Origin of the sequence: Congregibacter brevis, from assembly GCF_045689245.1 — a bacterium.
GTDB classification, from domain to species: Bacteria; Pseudomonadota; Gammaproteobacteria; order Pseudomonadales; family Halieaceae; genus Congregibacter; species Congregibacter brevis.
Genome location: NZ_CP136865.1, coordinates 1,861,771 through 1,888,183, shown reverse-complemented (window position 1 = coordinate 1,888,183; position 26,413 = coordinate 1,861,771). Strand labels below are relative to the sequence as shown.

Annotated in this window: 24 protein-coding genes and 2 tRNA genes; 6 read left to right on the top strand and 20 right to left on the bottom strand. The window is 53.2% G+C overall.

What is annotated here, in order from left to right:
* Positions 1-14: 14 nt before the first annotated feature.
* A complete protein-coding gene (locus R0137_RS08360; RefSeq protein ID WP_407329920.1) occupies positions 15-902 on the top strand; it encodes a methylated-DNA--[protein]-cysteine S-methyltransferase in 888 nt (295 codons plus the stop codon).
* Positions 899-1,795 (top strand): DMT family transporter, encoded by an 897-nt coding sequence (locus tag R0137_RS08355; RefSeq protein ID WP_407329919.1) that lies wholly within the window; start codon positions 899-901, stop codon positions 1,793-1,795. The genes R0137_RS08360 and R0137_RS08355 overlap by 4 nt, the downstream gene beginning before the upstream one ends.
* Position 1,796: 1 nt before the next feature.
* Here the strand turns inward: R0137_RS08355 and R0137_RS08350 are convergent, their stop codons facing one another.
* Both R0137_RS08350 and R0137_RS08345 read right to left on the bottom strand, forming a co-directional pair.
* Positions 1,797-2,930, bottom strand: coding sequence for an aminotransferase class I/II-fold pyridoxal phosphate-dependent enzyme (locus R0137_RS08350; protein WP_407329918.1), 1,134 nt, complete (start codon positions 2,928-2,930; stop codon positions 1,797-1,799).
* Between the two features lie 11 nt (positions 2,931-2,941).
* Positions 2,942-4,348 carry an amidohydrolase family protein gene (locus tag R0137_RS08345; protein WP_407329917.1) on the bottom strand — a complete coding sequence of 469 codons (1,407 nt, stop codon included), beginning with the start codon at positions 4,346-4,348 and terminating at the stop codon, positions 2,942-2,944.
* A gap of 125 nt (positions 4,349-4,473) precedes the next feature.
* Between R0137_RS08345 and R0137_RS08340 the strand changes: the two genes are divergently transcribed.
* Positions 4,474-5,001, top strand: coding sequence for a hypothetical protein (locus R0137_RS08340; RefSeq protein ID WP_407329916.1), 528 nt, complete (start codon positions 4,474-4,476; stop codon positions 4,999-5,001).
* Positions 5,002-5,039: 38 nt separating this feature from the next.
* Here R0137_RS08340 and R0137_RS08335 read toward each other — a convergent pair whose 3' ends face one another.
* Together R0137_RS08335 and R0137_RS08330 are read right to left on the bottom strand one after the other, a co-directional pair.
* Positions 5,040-6,482 carry an aminopeptidase 1 gene (locus R0137_RS08335; protein ID WP_407329915.1) on the bottom strand — a complete coding sequence of 481 codons (1,443 nt, stop codon included), beginning with the start codon at positions 6,480-6,482 and terminating at the stop codon, positions 5,040-5,042.
* Positions 6,483-6,570: 88 nt separating this feature from the next.
* Positions 6,571-7,050, bottom strand: coding sequence for a DUF952 domain-containing protein (locus tag R0137_RS08330; RefSeq protein WP_407329914.1), 480 nt, complete (start codon positions 7,048-7,050; stop codon positions 6,571-6,573).
* 211 nt (positions 7,051-7,261) lie between these two features.
* On the opposite strand from R0137_RS08330, the gene R0137_RS08325 reads away from it, so the two are divergent.
* Positions 7,262-8,719, top strand: coding sequence for an amidohydrolase family protein (locus tag R0137_RS08325; protein ID WP_407329913.1), 1,458 nt, complete (start codon positions 7,262-7,264; stop codon positions 8,717-8,719).
* A gap of 1 nt (position 8,720) precedes the next feature.
* On the opposite strand, the gene R0137_RS08320 is transcribed toward R0137_RS08325, so the two are convergent.
* The 12 genes from R0137_RS08320 to thrS all read right to left on the bottom strand — a co-directional run bounded on the left by R0137_RS08320 (position 8,721) and on the right by thrS (position 19,209).
* Positions 8,721-9,239: a pyridoxamine 5'-phosphate oxidase family protein gene (locus tag R0137_RS08320; RefSeq protein WP_407329912.1), complete on the bottom strand. Its 519-nt coding sequence runs from the start codon at positions 9,237-9,239 to the stop codon at positions 8,721-8,723.
* Positions 9,240-9,280: 41 nt separating this feature from the next.
* Positions 9,281-10,489, bottom strand: a complete 1,209-nt coding sequence (locus R0137_RS08315) for a winged helix-turn-helix domain-containing protein (protein WP_407329911.1) — start codon at positions 10,487-10,489, stop codon at positions 9,281-9,283.
* An 81-nt stretch (positions 10,490-10,570) separates the two neighbouring features.
* Positions 10,571-11,320, bottom strand: a complete 750-nt coding sequence (locus R0137_RS08310; protein ID WP_407329910.1) for a hypothetical protein — start codon at positions 11,318-11,320, stop codon at positions 10,571-10,573.
* Between the two features lie 86 nt (positions 11,321-11,406).
* Positions 11,407-11,483: transfer RNA gene (locus R0137_RS08305), tRNA-Pro, on the bottom strand.
* Between the two features lie 142 nt (positions 11,484-11,625).
* On the bottom strand, positions 11,626-11,991 hold the full coding sequence (locus tag R0137_RS08300) for a MerR family transcriptional regulator (protein ID WP_407329909.1): 366 nt from the start codon (positions 11,989-11,991) through the stop codon (positions 11,626-11,628).
* Positions 11,969-12,274, bottom strand: coding sequence for an integration host factor subunit alpha (gene ihfA / locus R0137_RS08295; protein ID WP_008294679.1), 306 nt, complete (start codon positions 12,272-12,274; stop codon positions 11,969-11,971). The genes R0137_RS08300 and ihfA overlap by 23 nt, the downstream gene beginning before the upstream one ends.
* Before the next feature lie 66 nt (positions 12,275-12,340).
* Positions 12,341-14,719 carry a phenylalanine--tRNA ligase subunit beta gene (gene pheT / locus R0137_RS08290; RefSeq protein WP_407329908.1) on the bottom strand — a complete coding sequence of 793 codons (2,379 nt, stop codon included), beginning with the start codon at positions 14,717-14,719 and terminating at the stop codon, positions 12,341-12,343.
* Positions 14,720-14,767: 48 nt separating this feature from the next.
* Positions 14,768-15,781, bottom strand: coding sequence for a phenylalanine--tRNA ligase subunit alpha (gene pheS / locus R0137_RS08285; RefSeq protein ID WP_407329907.1), 1,014 nt, complete (start codon positions 15,779-15,781; stop codon positions 14,768-14,770).
* A 157-nt stretch (positions 15,782-15,938) separates the two neighbouring features.
* Positions 15,939-16,298: a 50S ribosomal protein L20 gene (rplT, locus tag R0137_RS08280; protein WP_407329906.1), complete on the bottom strand. Its 360-nt coding sequence runs from the start codon at positions 16,296-16,298 to the stop codon at positions 15,939-15,941.
* 26 nt (positions 16,299-16,324) lie between these two features.
* Entirely contained in the window at positions 16,325-16,519 is a 195-nt protein-coding gene (gene rpmI / locus R0137_RS08275) for a 50S ribosomal protein L35 (RefSeq protein WP_405269362.1), read from the bottom strand.
* A gap of 114 nt (positions 16,520-16,633) precedes the next feature.
* Positions 16,634-17,170 carry a translation initiation factor IF-3 gene (infC, locus tag R0137_RS08270; RefSeq protein WP_407329995.1) on the bottom strand — a complete coding sequence of 179 codons (537 nt, stop codon included), beginning with the start codon at positions 17,168-17,170 and terminating at the stop codon, positions 16,634-16,636.
* 107 nt (positions 17,171-17,277) lie between these two features.
* The gene (gene thrS / locus R0137_RS08265) at positions 17,278-19,209 is read right to left on the bottom strand and encodes a threonine--tRNA ligase (protein ID WP_407329905.1); all 1,932 of its coding nucleotides are present in this window, start codon (positions 19,207-19,209) and stop codon (positions 17,278-17,280) included.
* Positions 19,210-19,383: 174 nt separating this feature from the next.
* Here thrS and R0137_RS08260 point away from each other — a divergent pair, with 174 nt between their 5' ends.
* A complete protein-coding gene (locus R0137_RS08260) occupies positions 19,384-20,715 on the top strand; it encodes a M24 family metallopeptidase (RefSeq protein WP_407329904.1) in 1,332 nt (443 codons plus the stop codon).
* A gap of 21 nt (positions 20,716-20,736) precedes the next feature.
* Here R0137_RS08260 and uvrB read toward each other — a convergent pair whose 3' ends face one another.
* The gene (uvrB, locus tag R0137_RS08255) at positions 20,737-22,755 is read right to left on the bottom strand and encodes an excinuclease ABC subunit UvrB (RefSeq protein ID WP_407329903.1); all 2,019 of its coding nucleotides are present in this window, start codon (positions 22,753-22,755) and stop codon (positions 20,737-20,739) included.
* A 101-nt stretch (positions 22,756-22,856) separates the two neighbouring features.
* Here uvrB and R0137_RS08250 point away from each other — a divergent pair.
* Positions 22,857-22,932, top strand: a tRNA-Asn gene (locus R0137_RS08250).
* Between the two features lie 210 nt (positions 22,933-23,142).
* Here R0137_RS08250 and R0137_RS08245 read toward each other — a convergent pair.
* From R0137_RS08245 to R0137_RS08235, 3 genes are all read right to left on the bottom strand, one after another.
* Positions 23,143-24,969, bottom strand: a complete 1,827-nt coding sequence (locus tag R0137_RS08245; RefSeq protein WP_407329902.1) for a DUF885 domain-containing protein — start codon at positions 24,967-24,969, stop codon at positions 23,143-23,145.
* 194 nt (positions 24,970-25,163) lie between these two features.
* Entirely contained in the window at positions 25,164-25,436 is a 273-nt protein-coding gene (locus tag R0137_RS08240; protein ID WP_407329901.1) for a hypothetical protein, read from the bottom strand.
* 528 nt (positions 25,437-25,964) lie between these two features.
* A complete protein-coding gene (locus R0137_RS08235; RefSeq protein WP_407329900.1) occupies positions 25,965-26,396 on the bottom strand; it encodes an ion channel in 432 nt (143 codons plus the stop codon).
* Between the last annotated feature and the right edge of the window lie 17 nt (positions 26,397-26,413).

The window sequence follows — 26,413 nt, the reverse complement described above, 5'->3', positions numbered from 1 at the left end:
AAGAGAATTGCCTCATGCTTTACACCTCAGCGCCAGCCAGTGAGACAAACCACGCCATGCCCGCTTCTAAACATCGCCCTGCCGAACACGCACATTATCGAATGGTTGCAGATGCGATTTCTTATCTTCGGGAACATCAGCGGGAGCAACCCGATCTAGCCACACTCGCAAGAGCAGTGGGCACCAGCGAATCCCATCTGCAACGGGTTTTCAGCAGTTGGGCCGGTGTTTCTCCAAAACGTTTTTTGCAGATCATCACAAGGCAATATGCCTTGGATGCTCTTCGTAATCAGGCCTCAGTCTTGGACGCCACACTTCACGCCGGACTCTCTGGCCCAGGGCGTCTTCACGACCTCACGCTCGCCTGTGATGCCATGACTCCCGGAGAAATCGCGAGCTGTGGCAAGGGCATTGATCTCGAATACGGCTGGGGAGATACGCCCTTTGGACCAGCGTTTGTAGCCTGGAGCCAAAGAGGAATCTGTCAACTTAGCTTCTGCGACTCCAAAGACGCAGAGACTGTCCGCGCTTTCAGGCGTGACTGGCGTGGCGCAACTCATCTAGAGAACAGCGCGGCGGCCGCAAAACTATTGCAGCGGGTTTTTGCTGCGCCACTAGAACAGGGGAAATTGCACTTACTGCTACGTGGAACTAACTTTCAGGTCAAAGTCTGGGAAGCGCTCATGCAAGTCAACCCTGGTGACTTGGTCAGCTATCAGCAATTAGGAGCGATAGCCGGCACGGGCAACGCACACCGTGCCGTCGGGTCGGCCATGGCTCGTAACCGCATCGCCTACCTCATACCTTGTCACCGGGTTATCCGTCAGGGTGGGGACTGGGGTAACTACCGCTGGGGTCTCGAGCGAAAGTTGGCCCTGCACGTCTGGGAACAAATCGCTTGAACGCAGCACAACTCGTACAGCTAGTAGCTCTTGCCGCAATCTGGGGCTCGTCGTTTATGTTTATGCGCATAGCCGTACCTCAATTGGGACCATCGTGGCTTCTCGAAATCAGGCTTGTCGCTGCCTCGCTAATCCTGCTGCTCATCAGCAGGGCACTGCGTCGGCCTCTTAATGTTCGCAAACACTGGCGCCACTACCTTACGCTCGGGGCTCTGAACACAACCCTCCCCTTTTGGGCCTTTGCTTATGCTGCGCAGACCTTGCCCGCGTCCATGCTCGCTATCCTCAACTCGACGGCGCCTTTATGGGGTTTTCTTATTGGTTTTCTTTGGCGGGGAAAACCAATCACCCTCCGCGCAGTCGCAGGCCTCGTGTTGGGCATGGCCGGCGTCGCGAGCTTAGTGGGATTAGGAGGCCTTGCGGTGCAACCAGATGCACTTTGGGCCGTCGTACTGACGGCTTCAGCCGCCATTTGCTACGGCATTGCCAGTAGCTATGCCGAATACGCTGAAAAAGTAGAAACCTACGCGAATGCTCACGGGAGCCTCTGGGCTGCGACTTTATTGGTGTTGCCCTTTATGCCCTTTGCCCCCGTGCCCGAGGTATGGCCCCCTGGAGCAGTAGCCGCCGCTTTGGTCCTTGGCGTCCTGTGCACCGGTGTAGCTTACCTTCTGTATTTCCACCTGATCGCTACGGTGGGGGCACCTTCCGCCCTTACCGTGGGCTACCTCATTCCTCTATGGGGCGTGCTCTGGGGCTGGCTGTTTTTGGACGAAGCTGTGGGTCTTCACACACTGCTCGGCGCCGGACTCGTACTGAGTGGAACGATGCTGGTCACTAACTTCAGACCGTCGACACTGGTTCGCGCCCTGCGTCGCCCCCGAGAGAGCTAAGTCACGCGCTTTTGAGGATACGCCCGGTAAGCTCGTTCATACGCTGGAGACCAGCACGCAAGTGTTCTTCAGGCAATGCAGAACTAAAGCGGAAGTGCTCTTCTACGCCAAAGCGCGACCCGGGTATCACGAGCACATCCTCTTCAGTTAACAAACGCGCTGAAAAAGTATCTGAGTCCACGGGCAGATCGAACTTCACAAAAGACATCGCAGAGGCCTGTGGCGGCACCACCGAAAACACGCCTTTGTGATAGCTGAGCTCTTTCTGGAGAGTTTCGAAACCGCGACGGATAAGTCCTCGCGCTCTTGCAGTAATAGCATCCCTCGCCGAGGGTTCCAGCGCCGCTGAAGCCAACTGCATGGACATCATAGTGGCCGTGATCGACGCATATTCATGGCGACGCCATAAAGCCGGGATCAAAGACTCCGGGGCAAGAAGCCATCCCAGACGTAAGCCGGGAAGACCATAGGCCTTACTCATAGAGTTGATGGCGATCACGCGCTCATAGCCACCCCAAAAAGATGCGGTGGGCTCATCGGTATTTCGCTCAGTGCCGCTGTAAACCTCATCAGCGACGATCCATGCTCCTACTCCTCGGGCCGCCGCCACAATGAGCTCACGATCATCGGCACTCAAAACCTGGCCCGTAGGATTATTCGGATTCACTATATGAATAATCCGAGTGCGATCATCAACCGCTGCAGCCAGCCCTGGTGCATCGATGGCCCAATCTTGAGTTGAGTGCATATCCACACTGCGAACCTCATAGCCAAGATTGTGCGCATTACCTGCGAGCTGTTCGTAGGTGGGACTAAAGCGAATGACATTGTCACCCGGCTCAAGAAGTGTCGCCGCGACCAGTGTATTGGCTTCTGTTGCGCCGACGGTCACCAGTACATTGTCTGCATGGGCCCTTTGATAGAGAGCAGCAATGCGCTCTCGCAGAAGCTGATTACCGTTCACCTGAGGGTAGTCCACCAGCGTAGCGAACAGCGCGTCCCTGTCGACGTTTGCCAGCTCGAAAAGCTCGGCGTAGCTCATGGGGTGCACGCCACTTTCAGAGAAGTTGTAATGCACTCCGTGCTCTGTCTCCGACAGATACTGTTCTACGGCAAAGGCTTGAAAATCCGTCACGTTACTAAATCCTAAAGGGCAGACTCGACCGCCAGGCCGTCCCGCTTGTAGACAACGCCGTTCTTCATTACCAGGTCGACGCGAGAAAGAAGATTTATATGGCGAAGAACATCACCTTTTACCGCAATAATGTCTGCATATTTGCCAGCGGACACCGTGCCAACCTTGTCCGACACACCCATCATTACGGCACCCCAGTAAGTAGCGGCACGAATAGTCGACATAGGATCCACGTTCATCACGTTCACCCAAACATCCATTTCATTCCAGGTACTCTGGCAATGAAACTTCATGGGTATACCGCTATCAGTACCCACTAGCATCACGACTCCCGCATCCCTCAACTGTTGAAACTTGCGCTTGAGCGTGGGCTTTCGCAAGGGCGTTAGCTGGGTGTATGCAAGCTGGCCTGGTTGCTGGATAGACGCCTTAATATCCGCGATGGTCGAGGGCTCAAGACCACGATGCCAGCATGCACTGTCGAGCTTTTCAGGGTTGGCGACGGTCATATCATAGTTCCACAAACCCTCGACCGTTGGCGTCCAAAACAAAGGACCGCCAGCGATGCGACCCGTGGCGGTTCGCTCCCGAAGCATTTCGATAACGTCGGCAGGATACTCCGGCGCTGTGGTCAATCCCGTGTGCTCAAAGTTATCCACGCCAATCTCGAGGCCACGACGCACTTCGTCGGGGCGATGAGAATGCGCTACAACCTTCAGTCCGTACTTGTGCGCTTCGTCGACAACCGCCTGTGCTTCCTCAAGGGTCATCTTGTCCTGATCGATAAGCTTGATGATATCTACGCCGGCATCGGCAAGCTTTTTCACTTTGCGTTTTCCGTCAGCAACACTATCCACCCCCCAACGATAAAACTCCGTACCGGGATAAGCTTCATGCTGAATAAAGGGCCCCGACACGAACAAGCGAGGACCAGGGATCTCTCCTGACTCTATGCGATTTTTGACAGACATCGATGCTTCTAAGGGGGCGCCCAGATCTCGGGCAGAGGTGATTCCAGCGAGTAACAGCTGCACAGCACTGGATGGCATGATTTCACTGGCGAGACGATCTTCGTAAGTCGGATGCCAATGACTGTAATCAGCATGTCCGTTGAGCATCAGGTGTGCGTGGTTCTCCCAAAGTCCGGGTAGGACATCCATACCTTCAGTGGATACCACCTCATAGCCTTCGGGTACATCAAGGGTTGCCACGGTACCGACCTCTTGAATAACACCGTCTTCTACTAGAATCACGCTGTTTGCGATGGGCTCATGACCAAAGCCATCAATCAACCGGCCTCCAACTAAGGCCGTTCCCGCGGCAGCAGAGAGCGACGTGAGGGTCGCAGCCAACAGGGCAGCACTGGTCCAAACGGCAAACGCCGTACGTCTGAAAGTTCCGGTTTTTTTTCTAATCATCTCTGGCATCCCTTTTTATTAATGAACTTATCGCTCTTCCCAATTAGACCCCCTGTCATTGACCTTGGGAAGCGCTGCGGCCATTGTTGGGGCTAGTCAGCATCGACCTTAAGGAGAACTAGGTTTTGAGAACTCTCGATAAGCTAAAACGGGCGAACCTGTTTCGCAGCGCCCTAAAACCTCGCCAAGTGAGTGTAGCGCGAAAACTTGCCAGCCTGCAGCGCCATCTGATCGTGGCCCTCTTCGCGGCTGTGATGACAAGCTCTTGGGGAGCCTGTGCGCAGAACGCAGAGCAGGATGTTATCGATGCGGTCACCAACTTGTTTGACGCGATGCGCAATAAAGATGGTGAGGCGCTTCGTTCAGCCTTTTTACCCGATGGCAGGCTAGGCACGGACGACATTGAGGGGTGGGTTAGCTCTGTCACCGCCTCAGAAGCTTACCTCGACGAGGTAATCTTTGATGAAGTTGTGCTCATTGATGACAACGTGGCCATGGCATGGACGCCCTACAACCTGTTTGTAAACGACGAGTTTCACCACTGCGGTATTGACCTTTTCTCGTTCAGGAAAGTCGACGGACAGTGGAAAATTTTGCAGATTGACGATACGCGTCGCACCGAAGATTGTGACCCCGAGCGACGCGGCAAATAAGGCGTCAATGCGCGTCAATGCGCGTCGACGGACTTCGATCACTCGTTGTACCGATAAAAGGCGTCCATGGCGCGATATAGCATGTGGACGTCAATCTTGGAGCTCACCGCGTAGGTCGAGTGAATCGATAGAAGAGGTACCCCGTAGTCGATCACTTCCATGTTTCTTCGTGACAGCGAGCTACCGATGGTCCCGCCTGACGCACGGCCTTTGTAAGTCGCGGTTTGCCAGGCGATGTTGGAACCATCAAGGTAAGCACGATTCCATGCCATAAATTCAGAGTTGGCGTTGAATCCACCGCCGTAAAGTTTGAGATTCACACCAAAACCCAAACGGGGTGCATTCCCTGACTCCCAGACACCCGGATAGGTTGGATGGATGCCGGGGTTTACATCAGACGACACAACCTTAGTCTTTCGCAGTGCCCGTCGAATATCGATATCCGTGTAGGCATCACCCTTTTCCCGGTAAACAAGCTCTGCCAGTAAATCGACAAAATAGTCCGAGTTGGAGCCGGTGTTGTTGATATTGCCAACCTCTTCGTTATCCACCAGAAAGGCAACAGCCGTGCGCTTGGGTGACTTTTGCTCAAGGATTGCTCGCAGGGCAGTGTAAGAAGACAGTTTGTCGTCCTGCCCGTAAATCGCCATCATTCCACGATCAAAACCCACATCACGGGGCGCGACCGCCGGGACGATCGCCAACTCCGCAGACACCAGGTCCATCTCACTAATGTCGTATTCAGACGCCAAGTAGGCGAGCACTGATGCCTTTATGGAGTCATCCGCTGGCTCAATGGACGCGATAATCGGATCCAGTTCTTCACCCATAATCACATCACGGTTCTTTCGATCGCGATAATCAGCATCCACGTGGGGTGAAAGATCGGGAATGATGAATATGGGATCGTCTTCATCCAAACCCACAGAAATTGAAACACGGGTTCCGTCCTTCTTATCAACGTGCCCTACCAACGCCAATGGCAGGTTCACCCACTGATAATTTTTTATTCCCCCATGGCGGTAAGTCTGGAAAAGCGCGAAACCCTGAGACTCGTAAAGTGGTCGTCCCTTTAGCTCCAATCGCGGGGAGTCAACGTGGGCGCCCACGACGCGAAAGCCCTCGGCCATGGGCTCTGTTCCTACGACGAACAGCGTTATAGTGCGATCACGGTTCACGTCGTAATAGCGTTCTCCCGGACTCAGCGCACCATCAGGCGGCATTGCCGTAAAACCGGCATCCTCAGCAAGTCGCACGGCCTCTGTGACAAAACTCAGTTCGGTCTTCGCGCGCCCCATGAATACTTTGTAGTCCTCGGCAAAGGCAAACACTTGATCCCGCTCTTCCTCAGAAATCATTTGCCATCCAGATTGGACGCCATCAGCACTATCGGACGCGACGACCTTCCCCGTTACAAAGGACAGTGATAGCAACGCTGCAGGCAACCACATGACGCGGGCTAAAGGGTGTTTAAAAAGCATGTAAGCGTTCTCCACTTAGAGTGTCAAAATACTGATAAGCCCATGATACGCCTAGGAAGACGGGACCCAGGTGCCACGAAGACCTCTATCAGTTCGTCACACCTTGCACTGATAAAAAGGCACCGTGAGGGTCGCGAACAATGGTATGCGCCTCGAGTACCGCTGCCGGCTTAATGCCACCCAGAATATGCGGAAACAGTTCGTCAGTCGCTCCCTCAAAATCGGGAGGTATATCACCCACCGGCGCGGTCCCCTCAAAGACAGTACTAACACCAGTGGCAGCAAGACTCTCAACGGTCATTCGAAGGCAGTACCACTCACCTTTTACATCGGGATAAAAATGGTTCGCAACGTTCATCAACTTGTCCGGATTCGAAGTGCCGTGGGTAAAACCATCCGCCTCGTAGGTGGGTGGATAGTAAGTCGATCCGTCTTCCAAAACTTGATCCCAGAGCCGCGCTTGCACCATATGAAACACATAGGGGAAACCCGTGGGATTAAGTGGTTCCTGGGCCTGAAGCGGATAGGTAACAAACAGCACAAAAAAAGCGATGAAGAGACGTTGCATAGGGCATCCTGAGGTTCGGTGATAGATATGTGGTGTACTCTTAGTCTACGCGCAAAAACACCGAGAGGAACAGACTGTGTCTATGGATCGACCAACGCTGATTCCAGCCGTCCGAACAACGAGTTGTGTAAAGGCGGCTTGGGGTTTAATTGTCTGTGCATTAATTTCAGGCTGTGGATCGAAAACCCCTGAGCTTGGGACACCCTCGCTAGTGAGCTCCACGTTGATTCACAATGCACTGATTCTCGATGGCAATGGCGGTGAGGCCAAACTTGGCGCACTGCGAATAGAAGATGATGCCATCGTCAGTGTTGGTGACCTCAGCCCTTTGGACGGCGAGCAGACAATAGACGCAAATGGGCTGGTCTTGACGCCAGGCTTCATAGACACCCACAGCCACCATGACGATAAGGGCGCTCTTCGTGAAAATCTGGATGCTCTGCCGATGCTCACTCAGGGCATCACAACTGCGGTGTTTGGACAGGATGGCGACCATCAACTGCCCCTGGCCGATTTTTTGAATGACTTTGACAACAATCCGCCTGCGGTCAACATCACGGCCTATGTAGGCCACAACACGCTAAGAGACCATGTCATGGGCGACGATGCCAACCGCCCAGCCACCACTACTGAAATCGAGGCCATGCAGGCTCTACTCCTATCGGAGTTGGAGTCGGGTGCGCTGGGGCTGTCGACGGGCTTGGAATATGTACCTGGCATTTACTCCCATCGCGATGAAGTTATCAGCCTGGCAGCAACCACCGCGGAACAGGGGGGCAGATACATTTCCCACGTACGGTCCGAAGATAGATTCCTTTGGGATGCGATGGAAGAGATTATCGACATCGGTCGCAAGACTGGCATTCCAGTGCAGATATCGCATATCAAACTCGCCGCCAAGAGTCTTTGGAATCAGGCTCCCGAGCTGCTTGAGAAGCTCAACGCTGCACGTGCAGAAGGAATCGATGTAACGGCGGACGTGTACCCCTATGAATATTGGGCATCCACCATGTGGGTGCTGCTACCCGATAGGAATGCAGACGACCTCGAGGAGATCGCCTTTGTGCTGGATCAGCTAACTCCCGCCTCCGGCATCATTTTCACCAAATACGAACCCAATCCTGAATACATCAATCTCTCAGTAACTGAAATCGCGAAGATTCGTGGCACCTCCGAAGTGCAAACATTTTCGGACCTGCTCAAAGAGTCAGAAGCCTGGTCCAAGGCAAACGATGGTGCCGAGGCAGAAATGATTATGGGTCGCTCCATGACAGAGGATGATATAGAGACGTTTTTGCAATGGGAGCATAGTAATGTCTGCAGCGATGGCGGCTTCTATGGTCACCCTCGTGGGCACGGCACCTTTCCTAGAGTGCTCGCTCGCTACGTTCGAGACAGGCAGGTCCTTTCTTTAGAAACTGCAGTCGCAGCGATGACCTCGCGAGCGGCCGATCATATGGGCTTTACCGATCGCGGGCGGATAGCTCCCGGCATGAAAGCCGACTTGGTACTGTTCGATCCCAAAGGTATCCAAGACCATGCCGGAATTCGCGATGGACAGGTGCTATCCACTGGCATTCATAGTGTGTGGGTCAATGGACAGCGAGTTCTAAAAGATGGCGAATCTACCCAGGTTTTTGCAGGGCGGGTATTGCGGAGAGCTGGCTAGGTCAAACGTCTTCGAGATCTTTCGCCTGCTTGGTCGACCACAACTTAGAAAACCTTAGCGCTCGCGGACAATGGTGGTACGCCTCTACAACCTCCAGCAGGAGCGCCTGCTGAAGCTTTGCGTTCTCGTCCGGTGCAAATACTTCGAGCGACAAGCTCTCAAAAAGCTCATCGCCCTTGCGTAAAACCGTCACGCGACCATTCACCCGCGCCGTACCGTCAAGGGGCGGGATAAAGAACACCAGACCAACGTGCGGATTTGTCGCAATGTTTTCGTAAGACTGAAAGAGCTTGTTACCGGCGACATCGGGTATCAACAAGTGTTTTTCATCCAGTACTTTTACGAAGCCGGGCATGCCACCTTTAGGGGACGCATCACAGGCTCCATTATCACTGCTGCTGGCCATCACCATAAACGGGGACTGTCGAATAAAGTCCTGAACCCGCTCCACCATGTACGGACGTACTTTGTCCTTTGATCGAGCTGAGGGTTCACCAAACAACTGCTGCAATTGATTCATGGTTTTCCCCACCTTCTGTCCATCAATAGCCTGCCGCCTCGTTATAGCTTCAGCGCCTTCTGAATAGGCTTGGCAAATCGCTTGGGATAGACCGCCGTCAACGAAAGCCTATCGCAACCATTAAATTCAGAGAACTGTAACGCGGCGTCTTTGAAAGCCGCCACCGCGGCACTATCCTCGAACTTGGCGGATTCACAGTGCAGTGCCTTAATCTCGAAATGCCTGTCCTTTCGATGCGCCTTACAGTCCATGCGCCCAACAAAAGCATCTCCATAAAGGAGCGGCAACGAAAAGTAGCCGTGTTTACGTTTAGGCGCTGGCACATAGCATTCAATTTGGTAGTTAAAATCAAAGAGTGCCTTAAGACGGTCCCGCTGAATCACCGCATTATCGAAGGGAGAGAGAATTCGCATTCGATGATCAACGCGGGGCAGGCGTTGATCCAAGGTCCCCGCGGGGAGGATCAACACATCACCGCTGGGTATCTGCACTTCCTCAAGATCGTTAGTCGCGAGCCCCTCATCTACGAGGCTCTTTATCGCCTCGCGCAATTTTGCGTCTTTACGTAGATAGCTAATTCCCCGCAGAGTCATACAGCCATGGCACCCTAGCTGTCGCTGAAGCAAGTGCTGAGCGAATTCCTCAGTACTTGGTACTGCGGCATCTATCCCTGACGGTAGAACGCGCTCGGTAAGATCGTATGCCTTCTGAAACCCCTCCCGACTGCTGACCATCAGATCGCCTTGCATGTAGAGCTGTTCGAGCGCTTTTTTTGCGGGCTTCCAATCCCACCACCCTTCTCTATTTGCAGAAGCGGCCTCCAGATCCCTTGAGCGCAGTGGGCCATCAGTACGCACGCGATCCAAAAGACCTTTCATCAGCTTTTTATCGGGCGACTTAAACCAATGGACTTTTCCGTTCTTGACTGCCTGCTTGTAGGGCAAGGAGAACTTGTAATCGGTGATGGGAATGAATGCTGCGGCATGGCTCCAATACTCAAAGATATCTCTATCCACAAGCATCTGGTTAGTCATCGCAGGAACAAAGCCCGGCACCCGTGACTGGAGCACATGATTATGCGCGCGCTCTACCACAGAAATTGTATCTATCTGCACGTAGCCGATCTGAGCAATCGCATTGATGGCACCTGCCAATCCACGACCAAAAGGTTTTCTCGTTAAAAGGCCCTGGGAAGACAGGGCAAGACGACGTAGCCGCAGCAAGTCATGAGCACGGCTAAGGGTAATCATCGACTGGAACTCATGTGTAGCACTGTGACTAAGCGCATAGATTAGGAAGTGGGCTCCGGAAAGACCCGGTGCCCTCGATCACTAACGCGAACCTTTTTTACCATCGCCACTCAAACCTTTGAGAAAACCGCCTACAGTGTCGTTTATTTTTTCGCTCGCACGCTCCTTGATTGAGTCGGTAAGAGCAGTCGCTATCACTTTCTCGATGACGGGCTTGAGTATTTGCGTAGCTACCTGCGCCGCTGTAGCGCCGTTAGTAGCTCTTCCTACATCGCTAACTACGATTGGCGGAAGCGAAACTTCGCGAGTCTCGTTTAGCTCGGGGATCGACACTGAAGCGCTAGCGCCGCTTAACGTAAACTCATTAATGATGACTTTCGTCGTACTAGCGTCGCCAACCGACTCTTCTTCGGGGGATGTCTCTTCAGCAGGCCCCGTCTCTATGTTGTTGAGCAGCGCCTGCAAATTACTGCCGCTCGCTTCCTGAATGACATTGATTCTTGCTCCATCAACTATAACTTTGTTGATTACGACAGTTTCACTGGTAAGCGTCGAGGCATCTAAATCGATGGCAAAGCCACCGAGCTCCATGGCGTTGCCCGGGAAACCTTCGGGGTTTTCAATGCTTAATCCAGACAGGCCGGCCGCCGCCTCTGTAAGCCGGATGTCGACTCCGCTGACTTTTACCGATGTGCCGAGCACCCTGGATCCTTGGGATTCGATAACGCCCGCTACGATGCCATTAAGGTTTGATGCAAGATAAAAAACTGCGCCGCCTATCAGGACGAGCACAAGCAGTGCGATAGTAGAAACTTTGCGAGCGGATGCCATGATCAAGTGCCTTACGTGCTAGGGAGACGTCAGGTTAGTACCCATGACTAATCACTTACAAGGCAAGGAGGCGATAAAGTAAGAATTGGTCGGGACGGCAGGATTTGAACCTGCGACCACCACACCCCCAGTGTGGTGCGCTACCAGGCTGCGCTACGCCCCGAGTGGTAGATCTTGGACAATTCGCGAGAGCTCGCGCTTGGCCGAGGCGGCATTATACGCAAGTAATTGTTGGTGACAATGATTGGCAGTAACGATTGGTAGTAACGATTGATAACTTCAAATGTTATTAACCCTGAGACTACTTATCTGCCGGGTTTCAACAACTCCAGCAATTCTTCCAGGTCATCAATAGTTTCTTGAATCACCGCGTCAATGTGCGTGGGGTGTACACCCTTAGCCTTCTCGTCGGTCATACGCTGACGAGCGCCGCCTATGGTGTAGCCATCATCGTAGAGCAGCGTACGAATCTGACGAATAGTCAGCACGTCTTCACGCTGGTAATAGCGGCGATTTCCGCGACGCTTAACCGGCTTTAACTGAGGAAACTCCTGCTCCCAATATCGCAAAACATGGGGCTTTACTGCGCAGAGCTCACTGACTTCACCGATGGTGAAGTAGCGTTTGCCCGGTATCGCGGGGAGTTCGTTATTGTGACTCGGTTCCAGCATATTCTTCTACTCTGGCCTTGAGCTTTTGCCCTGGCCTGAAGGTTACCACTCTGCGGGCAGAAATCGGAATTTCCTCTCCCGTTTTTGGGTTACGTCCTGGGCGCTGGTTTTTGTCACGCAAATCAAAGTTGCCAAAACCCGAGAGTTTCACCTGCTCGTTATTCTCGAGGCAAACTCGAATCTCTTCAAAAAACAGCTCGACTATTTCTTTGGCCTCGCGCTTGTTAAGCCCGAGTTCTTCAAACAACCGCTCTGCCATTTCGGACTTGGTCAGTGCGCTCATATTCAACCGTCCCGGTAAGACCTTTACTGCAGGCTTCGCCTCTCAGTGCGAAGATTAGTCCAAGGACTAACCACGAAGCTCCGCTTTGTAGTTTTCTTTCAGCGAATCAACAACTTGCTGAATACATGTGTTGACTTCATTATCATCAAGGGTGCGTGAATGATCCTGAAAAGTCAAACCCAGAGCGACACTTTTGCGAGCAGGATCAATACCTTTGCCCTCATACACATCAAAGAGCGTTAAGTCTTGAAGGTAAACGCCTGCATTGGCGCGAACATTGGCTAGAAGATCACCAGCGACCACAGTCTTATCCACGATAACTGCAATATCGCGACGCAAAGCCGGAAAACGAGAAACCGGTGAGAACGCGGGAACAGTCGCCGAACACAGCAACTCCAAATCCAATTCCGCCACGACGACAGGGAGATCAAAGTCCAGATCCTTTTGCACGGTGGGATGCAGCACACCTATGTAACCGACGGTATGCTCACCGCGCTTGAGCCAAGCGGTTTGCCCTGGATGCAGTGCACTGCGTTCCCCCGCCTCAAAACGGAACGAAGACACGTCGCCGGTCAATTCCAGCAGCGCCTCGATGTCTCCCTTGAGATCGTAGAAGTCAGCATTGCGTCCAGGCTCGGCCCAGCTTTCGGCGCTCAAAGACCCCGTAACGAGCATAGCCAGTCCCGGTCTTTGACTGAGGCCTTCAGCACCGGGTACAAAACGAAGCCCTGTCTCGAACAAGCGAACACGAGGCTGCTGACGTTTTACATTGTGCTCCGCCGATCGCAGCAGACCAGCGAGTAAGCTGCTACGCATCACTGCGTGCTCAGGGGAAATCGGATTATTGAGCACCACGGGGTCCACGTCTGGATCGAGCTGCATTTGAATTCCCGCATCCACAAAGCTATAACAAATCGCTTCGTAATAATCGCGCGCAACCAAGGCTCGTCGCAGCTGCTGTATTCTGACTTTCTCTTCAGGAATCGAAGGAAGGACGACATCCGCTCGGATACGGGTAACGGGAAGATTGTTGTATCCGTACACCCGAGCCAACTCTTCGAGCAGATCAGCTTCGATACGCAAATCAAACCGCCAACTCGGAACCGTACATTCCCAGCCGTCTTCAACCGTTGACACGTTAAGCCCAACACCGCGAAGAATACGCTCTACGGTTTCGCTATCAATAACAAGGCCCAAGAGGCGCTCAATGCGCGCAGCACGTAAGTGAATCGGGGCCGGCGCCGGCAAATTTTCCTCTGATACAGCCTCGGTAATCGGGCCTGCTGCTCCGCCTACAATCTCCAGCAACAACTCCGTTGCACGCTCCATTGCGCGGCGCTGCAGTTGAAAATCAACACCGCGCTCAAAGCGATGAGAGGAGTCTGTATGTAATCCAAAAGATCGTGCCTGACCGCTAAGAGGAACAGGAGCGAAGAACGCCGACTCGAGAAGAATACGCGTGGTGTTTTCACCTACCGCAGATCCTGCGCCGCCCATGATTCCCGCAAAAGCGAGGGGACTCTTATGATCGGCGATGACCAAGTTCCCCTCTCCCAAAGTGACCTCCTGGTCATTCAGTAAAGCCAGCGATTCACCGGGAGTTGCCTCACGCACAATAATGCCACCGTTGATCTTATCCAGATCAAAGGCATGCATAGGTTGGCCAAACTCAATAAGAAGGTAGTTCGTAACATCTACTGCCGCATCGATACTTCGAACGCCACAACGACGCAGCTTCTCCTGCATCCAGATCGGCGTTGGGCGACTAAGATCTACCCCATCGATGACGCGACACAGGTATCGAGGGCAGCGATCCGCAGCACGTAAGTCGACGCTTACGGCCTCTTCAGTGGTGATCGGTTGAACATTCTCCGGAGGAGCGCAAACCGTTAGATCGTTGAGGAGTCCAACCTCTCGAGCAATACCCGCAATGCCTAGGCAGTCGGAGCGATTGGGGGTAAGCCCAATCTCGATACTGACGTCATCGAGCTTGAGGTAGTCGCGCAAGTTAGTGCCCACCGGTGCGTCACTTGGCAGCTCTAGAATCCCGTCTTTTTCTTCGGACAAACCCAGCTCCGATGCGGCGCAAAGCATTCCCTGGGACTCAACACCTCGGAGCTTTGCAGCCTTAATCGCAAAGTCACCAGGAAGCAACGCCCCCACAACTGCCAGTGGGGTTTTCAAACCTTTGCGTGCATTAGGCGCACCACAGACAATCTGCACCGTCGCGCCATTCCCCGCATCTACGGTGCATACGCGCAGCTTATCGGCATCAGGATGCTGAACGGCCTCCGTTATCTCAGCGACGATCACACCTGTAAAAGGGCCCGCCGCCGGCTCGATAGCGTCGACTTCGAGACCTGCCATAGTGATTTGGTGTCCGAGGGCTTCAGTACTTAGAGCGGGGCTCACCCACTCTCGCAGCCATTGCTCGCTAAATTTCACCTGTTAACTCCTTATTGACCAACACAGTGCCGTGCACGTCGGGTCGCATCAAAATTGCGCAAGAAAGCGCAAGTCGTTCTCGAAGAAGAGACGTAAGTCATTCACGCCATAACGAAGCATTGCCAGACGCTCGACACCCATACCAAAGGCGAAGCCCGAATAGCGCTCAGGATCGATCCCTGCCATTTCGAATACGCGGGGGTGCACCATTCCGCAGCCCATAACCTCAAGCCACCCGGTATGACTACAAACACGGCAGCCATCTCCACCGCAATGCACGCACTGAATATCAACTTCCGCGCCAGGCTCTACGAAAGGAAAGTAGGACGGACGAAACCGCACGGCGAATTCTTTCTCGAAAAAGACCTGCAAAAACTGCTCGATGAGACCCTTGAGATCCGCAAGGCTCGAATGCTCGTCAACCAACAAACCCTCAACCTGGTGAAACATCGGCGTGTGGGTTAGATCCGAATCACAACGGTAAACCCGCCCCGGGCAAATAATCCTAAGAGGTGGCTCGTTATTCTCCATAACGCGGACCTGCACAGGCGACGTATGCGTGCGTAGCACCGTTGTCGGATCAACAAAAAATGTATCGTGCTCAGCTCGAGCTGGATGGTGGGGCGGAAAATTCAAAGCCTCAAAGTTGTAGTAGTCCTGCTCAATTTCGGGACCGTCAGCGACGGAGAAACCCGCAGAACCGAAGAACTCTTCGATCCGCTCAATCGTTCGACTAATCGGGTGTATTCGACCACCACCCACAGAGCGCCCCGGAAGGGTGACGTCGATAGACTCGCTAGCAAGGCGCGCGCTAATGGCCGCGTCTTCCAGCGCTGCCTTGCGCTCTCCGATCAAAGCCTGCATTTCTTGCTTAACAACATTTATCTGAGCACCGGCCGCAGGCCTCTCTTCGGCGGAGAGTGAAGACAAGCCTTTGAGGAGCGCCGTAAGCGCGCCCTTCTTGCCCAAATAATCGACCCGGGCCGCTTCCAGCGCCGGCACATCAGGTGCGGCATTGATCGCCTGGCGAGCCTCATCGGCAAGTTTCTCGAGATTTTCCATGTTCAACTGTTACCCGTAAGACCGCTTTTCGTAAGACGACTCATATAAGGCCTAAAGAAAAGGCCACAAAAAAAGGGAAAAGGCTGGGCCCTTTCCCTTTGATTTTTCGTGTTGCAAGCCCTACCGCTTTCGCGGCGGGATATATCCAGCCAGGGGCTTAGGCAGCGAGAGCTGCTTTGGCTTGCTCCACGACTGCTGCAAAGGCTGGCTTGTCATGTACTGCGAGATCCGCAAGTACTCGACGATCCAAACCAATGTTGGCTCTTTTAAGGCCATTGATAAGCTTGCTGTAAGTCAAACCATTAGCACGGGATTGGGCGTTAATACGCGTGATCCACAATGCACGGAACTGACGCTTGCGCTGACGACGGTCACGGTAAGCGTATTGACCCGCTTTCGTAACTGCCTGCTTGGCTACGCGAAAGACGCGTGAGCGTGCTCCGTAATAACCTTTGGCTTGCTTCAGAATTTTCTTGTGTCGACGATGCGCGACGACACCACGTTTTACGCGAGGCATAGTATTCTCCTGTCCTTAATAAACGCTTAGCGCGCCCGCAACATGCGGTCGATCAGCACTTTGTCACTGTCATGGATCATTGAAGTTCCACGCAGCTGGCGCTTACGCTTAGTGGTCATCTTGGTCAGGATATGGCTCTTATGCGCACTCTTGCGCTTATAGCCGCCTGCTGTTTTTTTGAAGCGTTTAGCCGCTCCGCTGTGAATTTTTGCTTTAGGCATTACTTGTACTCCGCATTGGGTCCAACCTTATTCAACGACTCCCTTGTGGGGCTTCCCGCGAATAAACAGCTGGAACTCACATCAAATTAAATGGCTTAGGGCATTCACGGGCCTCTAGCCATTCTTCTTTTTCGGGGCAATAACCATGGTCATCTGCCGGCCTTCCATTTTCGGAAACTGCTCGACACCGCCAAGTTCCGCAAGATCAGCTTCTACTCGCTTGAGTAGCTCCATGCCTATCTCTTGGTGAGCCATCTCACGACCGCGAAACCGCAGCGTGACTTTGGCCTTATCCCCGTTCTCGAGAAAACGCACCAGGTTGCGTAGTTTTACCTGGTAGTCTCCTTCCTCCGTCCCTGGACGAAACTTCATTTCTTTAAGCTGCGTACGCTTTTGCTTTTTCTTCTGGGCGTTTTTCTGTTTCTTCGCCTCGAAGATGTGCTTGCCGTAATCCATGACTTTACACACCATGGGGTCCGACTGATCCGCAATCAGTACAAGGTCCATGCCAGCTGCTTCAGCAGCAGCCCGTGCCTCGGCTAGAGGGACAATACCCACCTGCTCGCCTTCTGCACCCACCAAACGGACCTTATCCGCGACTATTTCGTCATTGATAAGGGATCTTTTGCCCTTACCGCTATCTTTACTGATCGCTGTTCTCCAATTTTGCGCTCCCTTTTGGGAGCCTTATATCAATCCTGCGCAAAAGACTTTAGCCGTTTAAACAGCGGTCTTTACACCAAGAGCCTTTAGCGGCCTTACAAAGTGTCGCCGACGGCAACACGGCCATGTTGCGCCACGTCACGGTTGAGGACTTCTGCGAATGCCTCAATGGACATCGTTCCGAGGTCCTCACCACTACGCGACCTCACGGCCACTGTCTTCGCTTCGACTTCTTTTTCACCCACCACGATTAGGTAGGGAACGCGCTGGATTGTGTGCTCGCGGATTTTAAAGCCGATTTTCTCGTTTCTCAAGTCCGAAAAAACCCGAAAACCCTTGTTTTTCAAGGAATCTTCCACAAAACGCACGTATTCGTCCTGCTTTTCAGTGATATTGAGTACTACGGCCTGTTTTGGCGCCAACCAAACAGGAAACGCACCTTCGAAGTTTTCGATGAGAATTCCGATGAATCGCTCGAAAGAACCGAGTATCGCGCGGTGCAGCATGACGGGCGTTTTGCGAGAACCATCCTCAGCAACGTACTGCGCATCGAGCCTTCCGGGCATGGAAAAATCAACCTGCACGGTGCCCATCTGCCAAACACGACCGATGCAATCCTTGAGAGAGAACTCAATCTTCGGACCGTAAAAAGCACCCTCACCTGGAAGCTCCTGCCAATCCAATCCCTGCGCGTTCAAAGCGTCGGCCAGTGCCTTCTCGGCACGATCCCAATCTTCGTCAGTCCCGACACGCTTGGCAGGACGAGTCGAAAGACGATAAATGACTTCGTCGAAACCAAAATCCTTGTAAACCGCATGAAGAAAATCAATAAAGGTCGATACTTCGGGCTGAATCTGTTCTTCCGTGCAAAAAATATGACCATCATCCTGGGTAAAACCACGCACACGCATGATCCCGTGGAGGGAACCAGACGGCTCATTACGGTGACAGCTACCAAACTCAGCAAGGCGTAGAGGCAGATCGCGATAGGAGCGTAGCCCTTGATTGAATACCTGTACGTGACACGGACAATTCATCGGCTTTACAGCAACGTCGCGCTCATCAGACTTGAGCGTAAACATATCATCGCCGAATTTATCGGCGTGACCGGACTTCTCCCAGAGCGTCATGTCGACTAACTGCGGCGTTTTGATCTCTTGATAACCGTTCGCGCGTTGCTGCTCGCGCATGTACTGCTCGATCACCTGGTAGATAGTCCAGCCCTGCGGGTGCCAGAAAACCATGCCCGGTGCTTCTTCCTGGGTGTGGAACAAATCCAGCTTTTTACCGATCTTTCGATGGTCACGCTTCTCGGCCTCTTCGATACGACGCAGATACTGCTTGAGCTGCTTTTTATTAGCCCATGCTGTGCCGTAGACGCGCTGCAGCATCTCGTTGTTGGAGTCACCACGCCAGTAAGCGCCAGCAAGCTTGGTCAGTTTGAACGCACCGAGCTTACCCGTGCTCGGAACATGGGGGCCACGACAAAGGTCCATCCAATCGCCTTGGCGATACAAAGAAATCTCTTCGCCTTCGGGTAGATCGCGAATGATCTCGACTTTGTAGCTCTCGCCCATCTTTTCGAATTCAGCGGCCGCCGCGTCCCGATCCATGACAATACGCTCGACGCTGAGGTCTTCAGCGACGATCGCAGCCATGCGTTCTTCGATTTTCGGCAGATCGTCGGGCGTAAACTGATGCTCACCCGCAAAATCGTAGTAAAAACCGTCTTCGATTACTGGACCGATCGTAACCTGGGTACCCGGGTAAAGGCTCTGCACAGCCATCGCCAGAAGGTGTGCGGTGGAGTGACGAATAATTTCCACGCCCGCATCATCACGCTCGGTAACAATGGCGAGCGCAGAATCGGCGTTGATACTGAAACTTGTGTCGACCTCTCGGCCATCAACGACCCCTGCTAATGCAGCTTTCGCGAGGCCCGGACCAATGTCCGCAGCCACATCGGCTACGGTAACGGCGTTATCGAATACTCTTTGACTGCCATCAGGCAGAGTGATGGTTGGCATCTCGTGCGTCTCCTTCAGTGGTGGCCCCCACGAAAGGCCACGTGATTTCGATGAGGAACGAACCCCACCGCGGGGCGCGCATTCTGCCCCAGAGCGACCGCAGATTAAAGAGAAGAAGTACCGCGTCTGGGATGCTAGAGTTTTGGTCTATCTACTTCGCTATGGATACGACCTATGTCCCGATTTATAAGAGTGCTCCTCGCCTCCGCCATACTGCTCAGCAGTCTGCCCGTCCTGAGTGAAGGCGAAGCACAGCTTCGCTGGGAGTTAATGAACCAGATTCGCAAGGACAAGTTCGATCTGGTCCTGCCCGAGGTAATGCGTGAAAACGGTGTAGAAATGTGGATCACGGTAAATCGTGAAGGCTATAACGATCCACTCACGGAAGACTTCGGCAAAGGCTATGTGGGTGGCTGGGGCTATTACATCTTCACCTATCGTGAGGAGGATTTTGACGAAGGGCGCGTTGAACGCGTCGCGCTGGGCATAGGCACTCACCTCATTGAAGGAAATGGCGCTTACGATTACACCACCGAAGGCGAGTTTGACCTGGCTGCTTTTGTTGCAGAACGAGACCCAAAAACCATCGCCTTGAACTACGCGGAGCATATCGGTGGCGCTGATGGCCTAACACTGACTGCCTACCGGCACTTGCAAAGCACGCTTGGCGAGAAATACAGCGAACGCTTTGTTTCGGCCGAAAAACTTGCATCAGACTTTCGATCCAGGCGTGTCGCGACAGAAATCGCTGCCTTCGCGCGCGCAGGAGAGATGTCGCGGAAAATCGCTGAGACTGCGTTTTCCAATGAAGTCATCACCCCTGGAGTTACCACCCTCGCCGACGTTGCCTGGTGGATGCGGGAACAACAGTTTGCAAACAATTTGGGAACGTCTTTTGGCATGCCGTCGGTGTACATCACGGGGCCGGACGGCTTTGTTGCTCTCTCTGACGATCACGTTATCCAACGGGGAGACTTTCTCGCGATCGACTGGGGAGTGGGCTACCTCAACTTTTTTACCGACATCAAACGACAGGCCTACGTACTCAAGGAAGGTGAAACTGAGGTTCCCGAGAGTATCCAAAGAGCCTTTGATAACGGCCGCGAAGTTCGCGATATCCTGAAAGCGAACATCAAGGCCGGCCGCACTGCCGGCGACACTTTCGATCTACTCAACGGCAAGATCAACGAAGCCGGGTTCAAGGTCATGGAGACGTTTAATCAGCCTACCGACGACCCTGGTGTGGTGGATGTCATCATAGGCTGCCATAGCGTTGGCAATCTGGGCCACGGCATAGGACCCTCCATCGCCTGGTTCAATCCCGAGCGCATGAAGTACATGATTCACCCGAGCAATCTGTTCTCTATCGAACTATTCGCTTACACCGCGATACCCGAGTGGGGCAACAAGAAACTGCGCGTCCCCTTGGAGGACGATGCCGTAGTTACAGAACGCGGTGTGGAGTGGGTCTACCCGGTGACTAACCGCGTGCTGGTGATTCGCTAGCAGCTAAAGGCTAGGGCTGACTCAGCTCATAAAGGCCTGCTGCTTGATTTCCGTAAGCTGATCGCGGAGCGCGGCGGCCTGTTCAAACTCCAGGTTCTTCGCATGTTCATGCATCTGCGCCTCCATTTTATCGAGACGGCGAGACAGGGCTGCTGGCGATAGCTTGAGCAACTCCTGACCATAGGCAAGAGTCTCCTCTGCCACCTTCTGCCCCTTGGCTTTGGCCTTAGTCGGCATCCGACGGGCGCCTTCCATAATGTCCTGAATACTTTTGGTGACGCCTACGGGTGTAATGTTATTCGCCTCGTTAAACTCCACCTGCTTGCGGCGACGACGATCAGTCTCATCAATAGCTCGCTGCATTGAGCCTGTCACTTTATCGGCGTAGAGAATCGCCCTGCCCCGCAGGTTTCGTGCGCCTCGCCCAATGGTCTGGATTAGCGACCGATCAGAGCGTAAGAAGCCCTCTTTATCCGCATCCAGAATTGCGACCAGAGCTACCTCCGGCATATCCAGACCTTCCCTGAGAAGGTTAATCCCTACCAGAACGTCGAACTTACCCAAGCGCAGGTCACGGATAATCTCCACACGCTCCACAGTATCAATATCTGAGTGGAGGTAACGGACGCGCACATCGTGCTCCGCCAGATATTCTGTTAAGTCCTCAGACATACGTTTTGTGAGTGTTGTGACAAGTACCCTATCCCCCATCTCCACGGCCTTGTGAATCTCTCCGAGGAGATCATCCACCTGCGTCGTCGCTGGGCGAATCTCTATCTCGGGGTCCGTGAGGCCTGTAGGCCTGACCACCTGCTCTACGACCTGCCCCGCATGAGCCTCTTCGTAGGGACCCGGCGTTGCGGACACAAACACCGCCTGGGGCAGCAGGTTTTCCCACTCTTCGAATCGCAAGGGTCGGTTGTCTAGAGCGGACGGTAAGCGAAAACCATATTCAACAAGGGTTTCCTTGCGCGAGCGATCCCCCTTATACATAGCGCCGATCTGAGGAATGCTGGCGTGGGACTCATCGATGATCACCAGGGCATCGCTCGGCAGGTATTCGTACAGGGTTGGGGGCGCCTCGCCGGGACCTCTACCGGACAAATAACGGGAGTAGTTCTCTACGCCTTGGCAGTAGCCAAGCTCACGGATCATCTCGATGTCGTAGCGCGTGCGCTGCGAAAGCCGCTGGGCTTCTACAAGCTTCTCGACGGACTTGAGCTGCTTTACGCGCTCATCAAGCTCAACTTCGATGTGCTCGATGGCATTGAGCATGATGTCCCGTGAGGTCACGTAGTGTGTTTTAGGATAAATGGTTACCCGAGGTACTTTAGCGATGATCGCGCCGGTGAGCGGATCAAAGAGGCTAATGTTCTCTACCTCTTCATCAAAGAGCTCGATGCGTATCGCTTCGGCTTCAGCCTCTGCCGGGAACACGTCAATCACATCGCCCCTGACTCGGTAGGTGCCACGAGAAAAATCAATATCGTTGCGCTGGTACTGCAGCTCTGCCAGGTGTCGCAATACTTCGCGCTGGTCGATCATTTCACCGCGGGAGATATGCATGACCATTTTAAAGTAGGACTTAGGATCGCCCAGACCGTAAATCGCAGATACGGTCGCGACCACTATGCAGTCCTTACGCTCTAGCAAGGCTTTTGTGGCTGAGAGGCGCATCTGCTCGATGTGCTCGTTTACCGACGCGTCCTTCTCAATAAACGTATCGGAGGACGGCACATAGGCTTCAGGCTGGTAGTAATCGTAATAGGAGACGAAGTATTCGACGGCGTTTTCGGGGAAGAACTCTTTGAACTCACCATAAAGCTGGGCAGCCAGAGTTTTGTTGTGGGCCATGACAATGGTCGGCCTCTGCAACTGCTCGACCACATGCGCCATGGTAAAGGTCTTGCCCGAGCCGGTGACACCCAAGAGCGTTTGGGCAGCTAGACCCGCATGAATGCCCTCAACCAAAGACTTGATGGCGGTGGGTTGGTCACCCGCCGGCTTGAACGGGGAGTTAACTTTGAACGGCTTGCTCATAGGTAATATTTGTGACGAAAAGCCCGATAGTATAATTGGTGTTGATTCCGAAGCGGAGGGTGATTAGAATCGCGCCCTCTTTGCAGAGAGCGAAGAGTTACTCCGCCTTAGCTCAGTTGGTAGAGCAAATGACTGTTAATCATTGGGTCGCTGGTTCGAGCCCAGCAGGCGGAGCCATATTAGGCTAGTTTTTATAAGCCGTATCAAAGGGTTGCAGAGATGCAGCCCTTTTTTTATACCTGCAGAAAATATTCAAACTGATTACGGGAGTCATGCCTGCCCAAAGACTACCCAAAGAAATAGAAGCTCGACGATACTCTGGGTGACAAAAAATAATCACCAGCAAACTGGGTCGCAGCTTCCCAGAAGAACTTGGCCCCTCTGCAGTCAGGCTCCCGCCTGTTTACTATCGATGTACTGCATCACCAGTTCTCGCAGCACAGTCAGCGGAATTTCACCGCTATTTAAAACCACATCATGAAAATCGCGGATGTCGTAGGCATCGCCAAGCGCTGCCTGGACCTCGCTGCGAAGTCGCAGAATTTCCTGCATGCCGACCATATAAGCGGTTGCCTGCCCAGGATCCACGATGTATCGCTCGATCTCTGCAACAACCTCGCTTGCCGTCCGGCTCGTCGTGTCGAGCATATAGTCGATAGCTTCTTCGCGAGTCCAGCGTTTGGCATGGATGCCGGTATCGACAACAAGTCGAACGGCGCGGAGGAGTTCGTCCTGCAGACGACCAAGATTGTCATAGGCATCAGGCTGAAAACCCATTTCCCAGGCGAGACGCTCAGCGTAGAGCCCCCAGCCTTCTGAATAGGCCGTGAAATCCACGTATGCCCTGAACGCAGGGAGGCCCTCAAGCTCAAGCTGAACAGCAGACTGTAAATGGTGTCCGGGAATACCCTCGTGATAGGCCAGTGTGCGCATCGCGTACTTTGGCGACGTTCTTATGTCATACAAGTTCGCGTAGAACACGCCAGGGCGACTACCGTCGCTGGATGGAGCCATGTAGTAGGCACCCCCCAAAGTCCTTTCGTTCATCGCCGGTACCGGCTCAACCACGATGTCCACATTGGGTATCACGTTAAATGTGCTACCGATGCCCTCCTCCATCTCCTTGATGATACTGGCATAGTCTTCCAGAATTCTGACGCGTCCTTCTTCGGTATCGGGATAGTAATAGCGCTCATCCTGCGCTAGCTCGTCAAACAGGGCCTTCACGCCTGGTGATGTGTCAAAGCCTTCAGCAGCAAAAATCGCCAGCATCTCCTGCTGTATCCGAGCCACCTCGGCAACGCCGATAGCGTGGATCTCATTCGCTGACATATTAGTCGTGGTATGAACCCGCAAAAGATAGTTGTAATAAGCCTCACCATCGGGGAGCTTCCACACCCCCGCATCGTCGTTGGACTTGTCGCGCAGGGCAGTAAAGTAGTCGATGTAGCCTTGGTAGGCCGGATAAACCACTTGCTCTATTTGCGTACGGGCCGCAGCGAGGAATGCTTCACGCTCACCTTTGTTGATCGCATCCGTGTTTTGCATTTTTGTCTGCAATGATGTGTAGAGCGAATTCTCTTCGGCAGGAGAGGCAACAAACGCCGACATTCCCTCAATTGACTTGTCGATGACGAAAGTGGGCGGGAGCATTCCCTCGGCTTCACGGAGCAGCAACCCCTCCATGACCTGATCCATCTTAAGACCTATCTTGGACAGGCGACTGATGTAATGCTCGGCATCTTCGCGCGTATTGATCTGGTGAAACGAAACCAAAAACTCAGGAATCTCAAGCTGCACTCCATCCAACTGGTTGACCGGGTAGCTGTGATGTCGAAAACGCCAGTCCTGCTCGGGATCTCCCAGATACTCTTTTGCCACCTTCACTGACAGCTGCCAATCCGCGGCCAATTTATCAACGTCATAGCTGTCAAGAGTGGCCAGGGTTCGCCGTGTGAACTGATTCTTTTCTTCGGCGGCGACCTCGGAATCGTCATCCCATTGCGCGTTGTGGCTGTTGATACCGAACTGCTCAAAGATCCCTACATATGTGAGTTCTTCGGGACTGCTCAATAAATATTGCACAAATGTCCGATTAACAAAATTGCCAATAAAAAATGGTTTGGCGAACCACTCATGAGCAGCAAACGCAGCGAAAATGAGCAACACGCCGCCTATGGTCAATCCCAGGTATTTACCAATTTTCTTAACCATAGCGGCTATCTAAAGCTCCTTTGACATTCATCGTTTACCAACTTGGGTACCCAGGGCTTTTAAGCTGCCTTTGGCTTGATAACTACTTTGCTGGAACGCTCTCTAAGTCTGATGACGTTACCAATATACTGAACTGATGAAAACGTTCGTCCACAAACGACAATCTGGGAGTCGGATTTAGCGATAGCGATTTATCAACGTCGGCCAAAACCCTGGGTTAGCTCAGTTGCGACTACCTCATGACCATCCGCGGTGAGCAAGAGTGCTTGGTGTAGCCAGCGAGCGCCGACGTCCAGTACGCGGACGGCACGCTGATTTCGTCTATCCAGCGCATCGGCGATTAGCTCGCGGGTTGCCTGGAAACGCCCCCAATGAAACCGCAGGTAGGCTTCGTCCGTTTCTCCCGCGGCTCGACACGCCTCCAAAAGAGCGTCGGGGGAGCGAAGTCCGCTCACAGCGCTTGGCATGAGTTGGCCCTTAGAAAATCCATTGTCATACTCTCGCGGTAATTTGTTAAAGCGCCCTTAATGAGCTGGCGCATTAACAAGGCATGGCCATCCTCCCCCGGTGCCACACCCACATACAGGAAACTCTGCGCCAACTTCGCTTACGCGGGCGAGGCACTCAGTAAAAAACAGCATTGTTTCGGCTACGGTTCGGATTTCGGTTTGTATTTTGCGTTGGCTTTCTTGAGCTTACTGAAGGGATAGCGGTGTTCCAACCTCACGCAAGTTCGGAAGAGGTTCGGGTACGCGTATTCGAGGTTTTCTAACGAGAGCAAAGGCTTAAAAATCTTGTACTTACAGCCCACAAAAAACCCTCTCTGCTCTACTGTTAATCATTGGGCCGCTGGTTCGAGCCCAGCAGGCGGATCCAAAAATTGTTGTAAATCAAAGTGTTGCAGCGATGCAGCCCTTTTTTATTGGGTGGGGAATATGTGGTGATGCTGTGGCACGGTACCAAGGCATCAGGCCGTCAATCGATTGCTTGCCAACTCATCGATCACTGATACGGCGCAACGCCTCAAACAAAAAAGCCGTATTCAGGCTGAATAACACTAACCCGTTCGCCGCAATAAAACCGGACAGCAATTGCCAGCGCTCCGATAGCACCACGTCACCATAGCCGAGGGTCGTCGCCGAAACACTGGCAAAGTAAATTGCCTGCCCCAAATCCGTGAATTCGCCCAGCACCACAAACATACCCGCCCAGAGCCACAAAGCCAGACTGATCGCCGCCAATAGCCAAAGGCTGAGACCGCTGAGCATCAGAATTGTGCCGCGTACTAACGATAACTGGCGAAGGCGCGGTCCGTGTTTTTCCAGCGTCGCCACAGCAATGGCAATGAAACACGCCTCGATCACAACGGTGGCCACGATCATCAAAGAGCCGATCAGAATTTGCTGCAGCAAGGCAAACAGACTCACGTCTACCGCTCCATCCG

Coding starts and splice junctions, on each gene's coding strand:
- R0137_RS08310 (WP_407329910.1), bottom strand. CDS start 11,320: ATGGCATCCGCTCGCAAAGTTTCTACTATCGCACTGCTTGTGCTCGTC.
- R0137_RS08320 (WP_407329912.1), bottom strand. CDS start 9,239: ATGAATCAATTGCAGCAGTTGTTTGGTGAACCCTCAGCTCGATCAAAG.
- thrS (WP_407329905.1), bottom strand. CDS start 19,209: ATGCCAACCATCACTCTGCCTGATGGCAGTCAAAGAGTATTCGATAAC.
- R0137_RS08360 (WP_407329920.1), top strand. CDS start 15: ATGCTTTACACCTCAGCGCCAGCCAGTGAGACAAACCACGCCATGCCC.
- rplT (WP_407329906.1), bottom strand. CDS start 16,298: ATGCCTCGCGTAAAACGTGGTGTCGTCGCGCATCGTCGACACAAGAAA.
- R0137_RS08345 (WP_407329917.1), bottom strand. CDS start 4,348: ATGATTAGAAAAAAAACCGGAACTTTCAGACGTACGGCGTTTGCCGTT.
- pheS (WP_407329907.1), bottom strand. CDS start 15,781: ATGGAAAATCTCGAGAAACTTGCCGATGAGGCTCGCCAGGCGATCAAT.
- rpmI (WP_405269362.1), bottom strand. CDS start 16,519: ATGCCTAAAGCAAAAATTCACAGCGGAGCGGCTAAACGCTTCAAAAAA.
- R0137_RS08330 (WP_407329914.1), bottom strand. CDS start 7,050: ATGCAACGTCTCTTCATCGCTTTTTTTGTGCTGTTTGTTACCTATCCG.
- R0137_RS08260 (WP_407329904.1), top strand. CDS start 19,384: ATGTCCCGATTTATAAGAGTGCTCCTCGCCTCCGCCATACTGCTCAGC.
- uvrB (WP_407329903.1), bottom strand. CDS start 22,755: ATGAGCAAGCCGTTCAAAGTTAACTCCCCGTTCAAGCCGGCGGGTGAC.
- R0137_RS08315 (WP_407329911.1), bottom strand. CDS start 10,489: ATGATTACCCTTAGCCGTGCTCATGACTTGCTGCGGCTACGTCGTCTT.
- R0137_RS08335 (WP_407329915.1), bottom strand. CDS start 6,482: ATGCTTTTTAAACACCCTTTAGCCCGCGTCATGTGGTTGCCTGCAGCG.
- ihfA (WP_008294679.1), bottom strand. CDS start 12,274: ATGAGCGCACTGACCAAGTCCGAAATGGCAGAGCGGTTGTTTGAAGAA.
- R0137_RS08245 (WP_407329902.1), bottom strand. CDS start 24,969: ATGGTTAAGAAAATTGGTAAATACCTGGGATTGACCATAGGCGGCGTG.
- R0137_RS08300 (WP_407329909.1), bottom strand. CDS start 11,991: ATGCTGGAACCGAGTCACAATAACGAACTCCCCGCGATACCGGGCAAA.
- R0137_RS08240 (WP_407329901.1), bottom strand. CDS start 25,436: ATGCCAAGCGCTGTGAGCGGACTTCGCTCCCCCGACGCTCTTTTGGAG.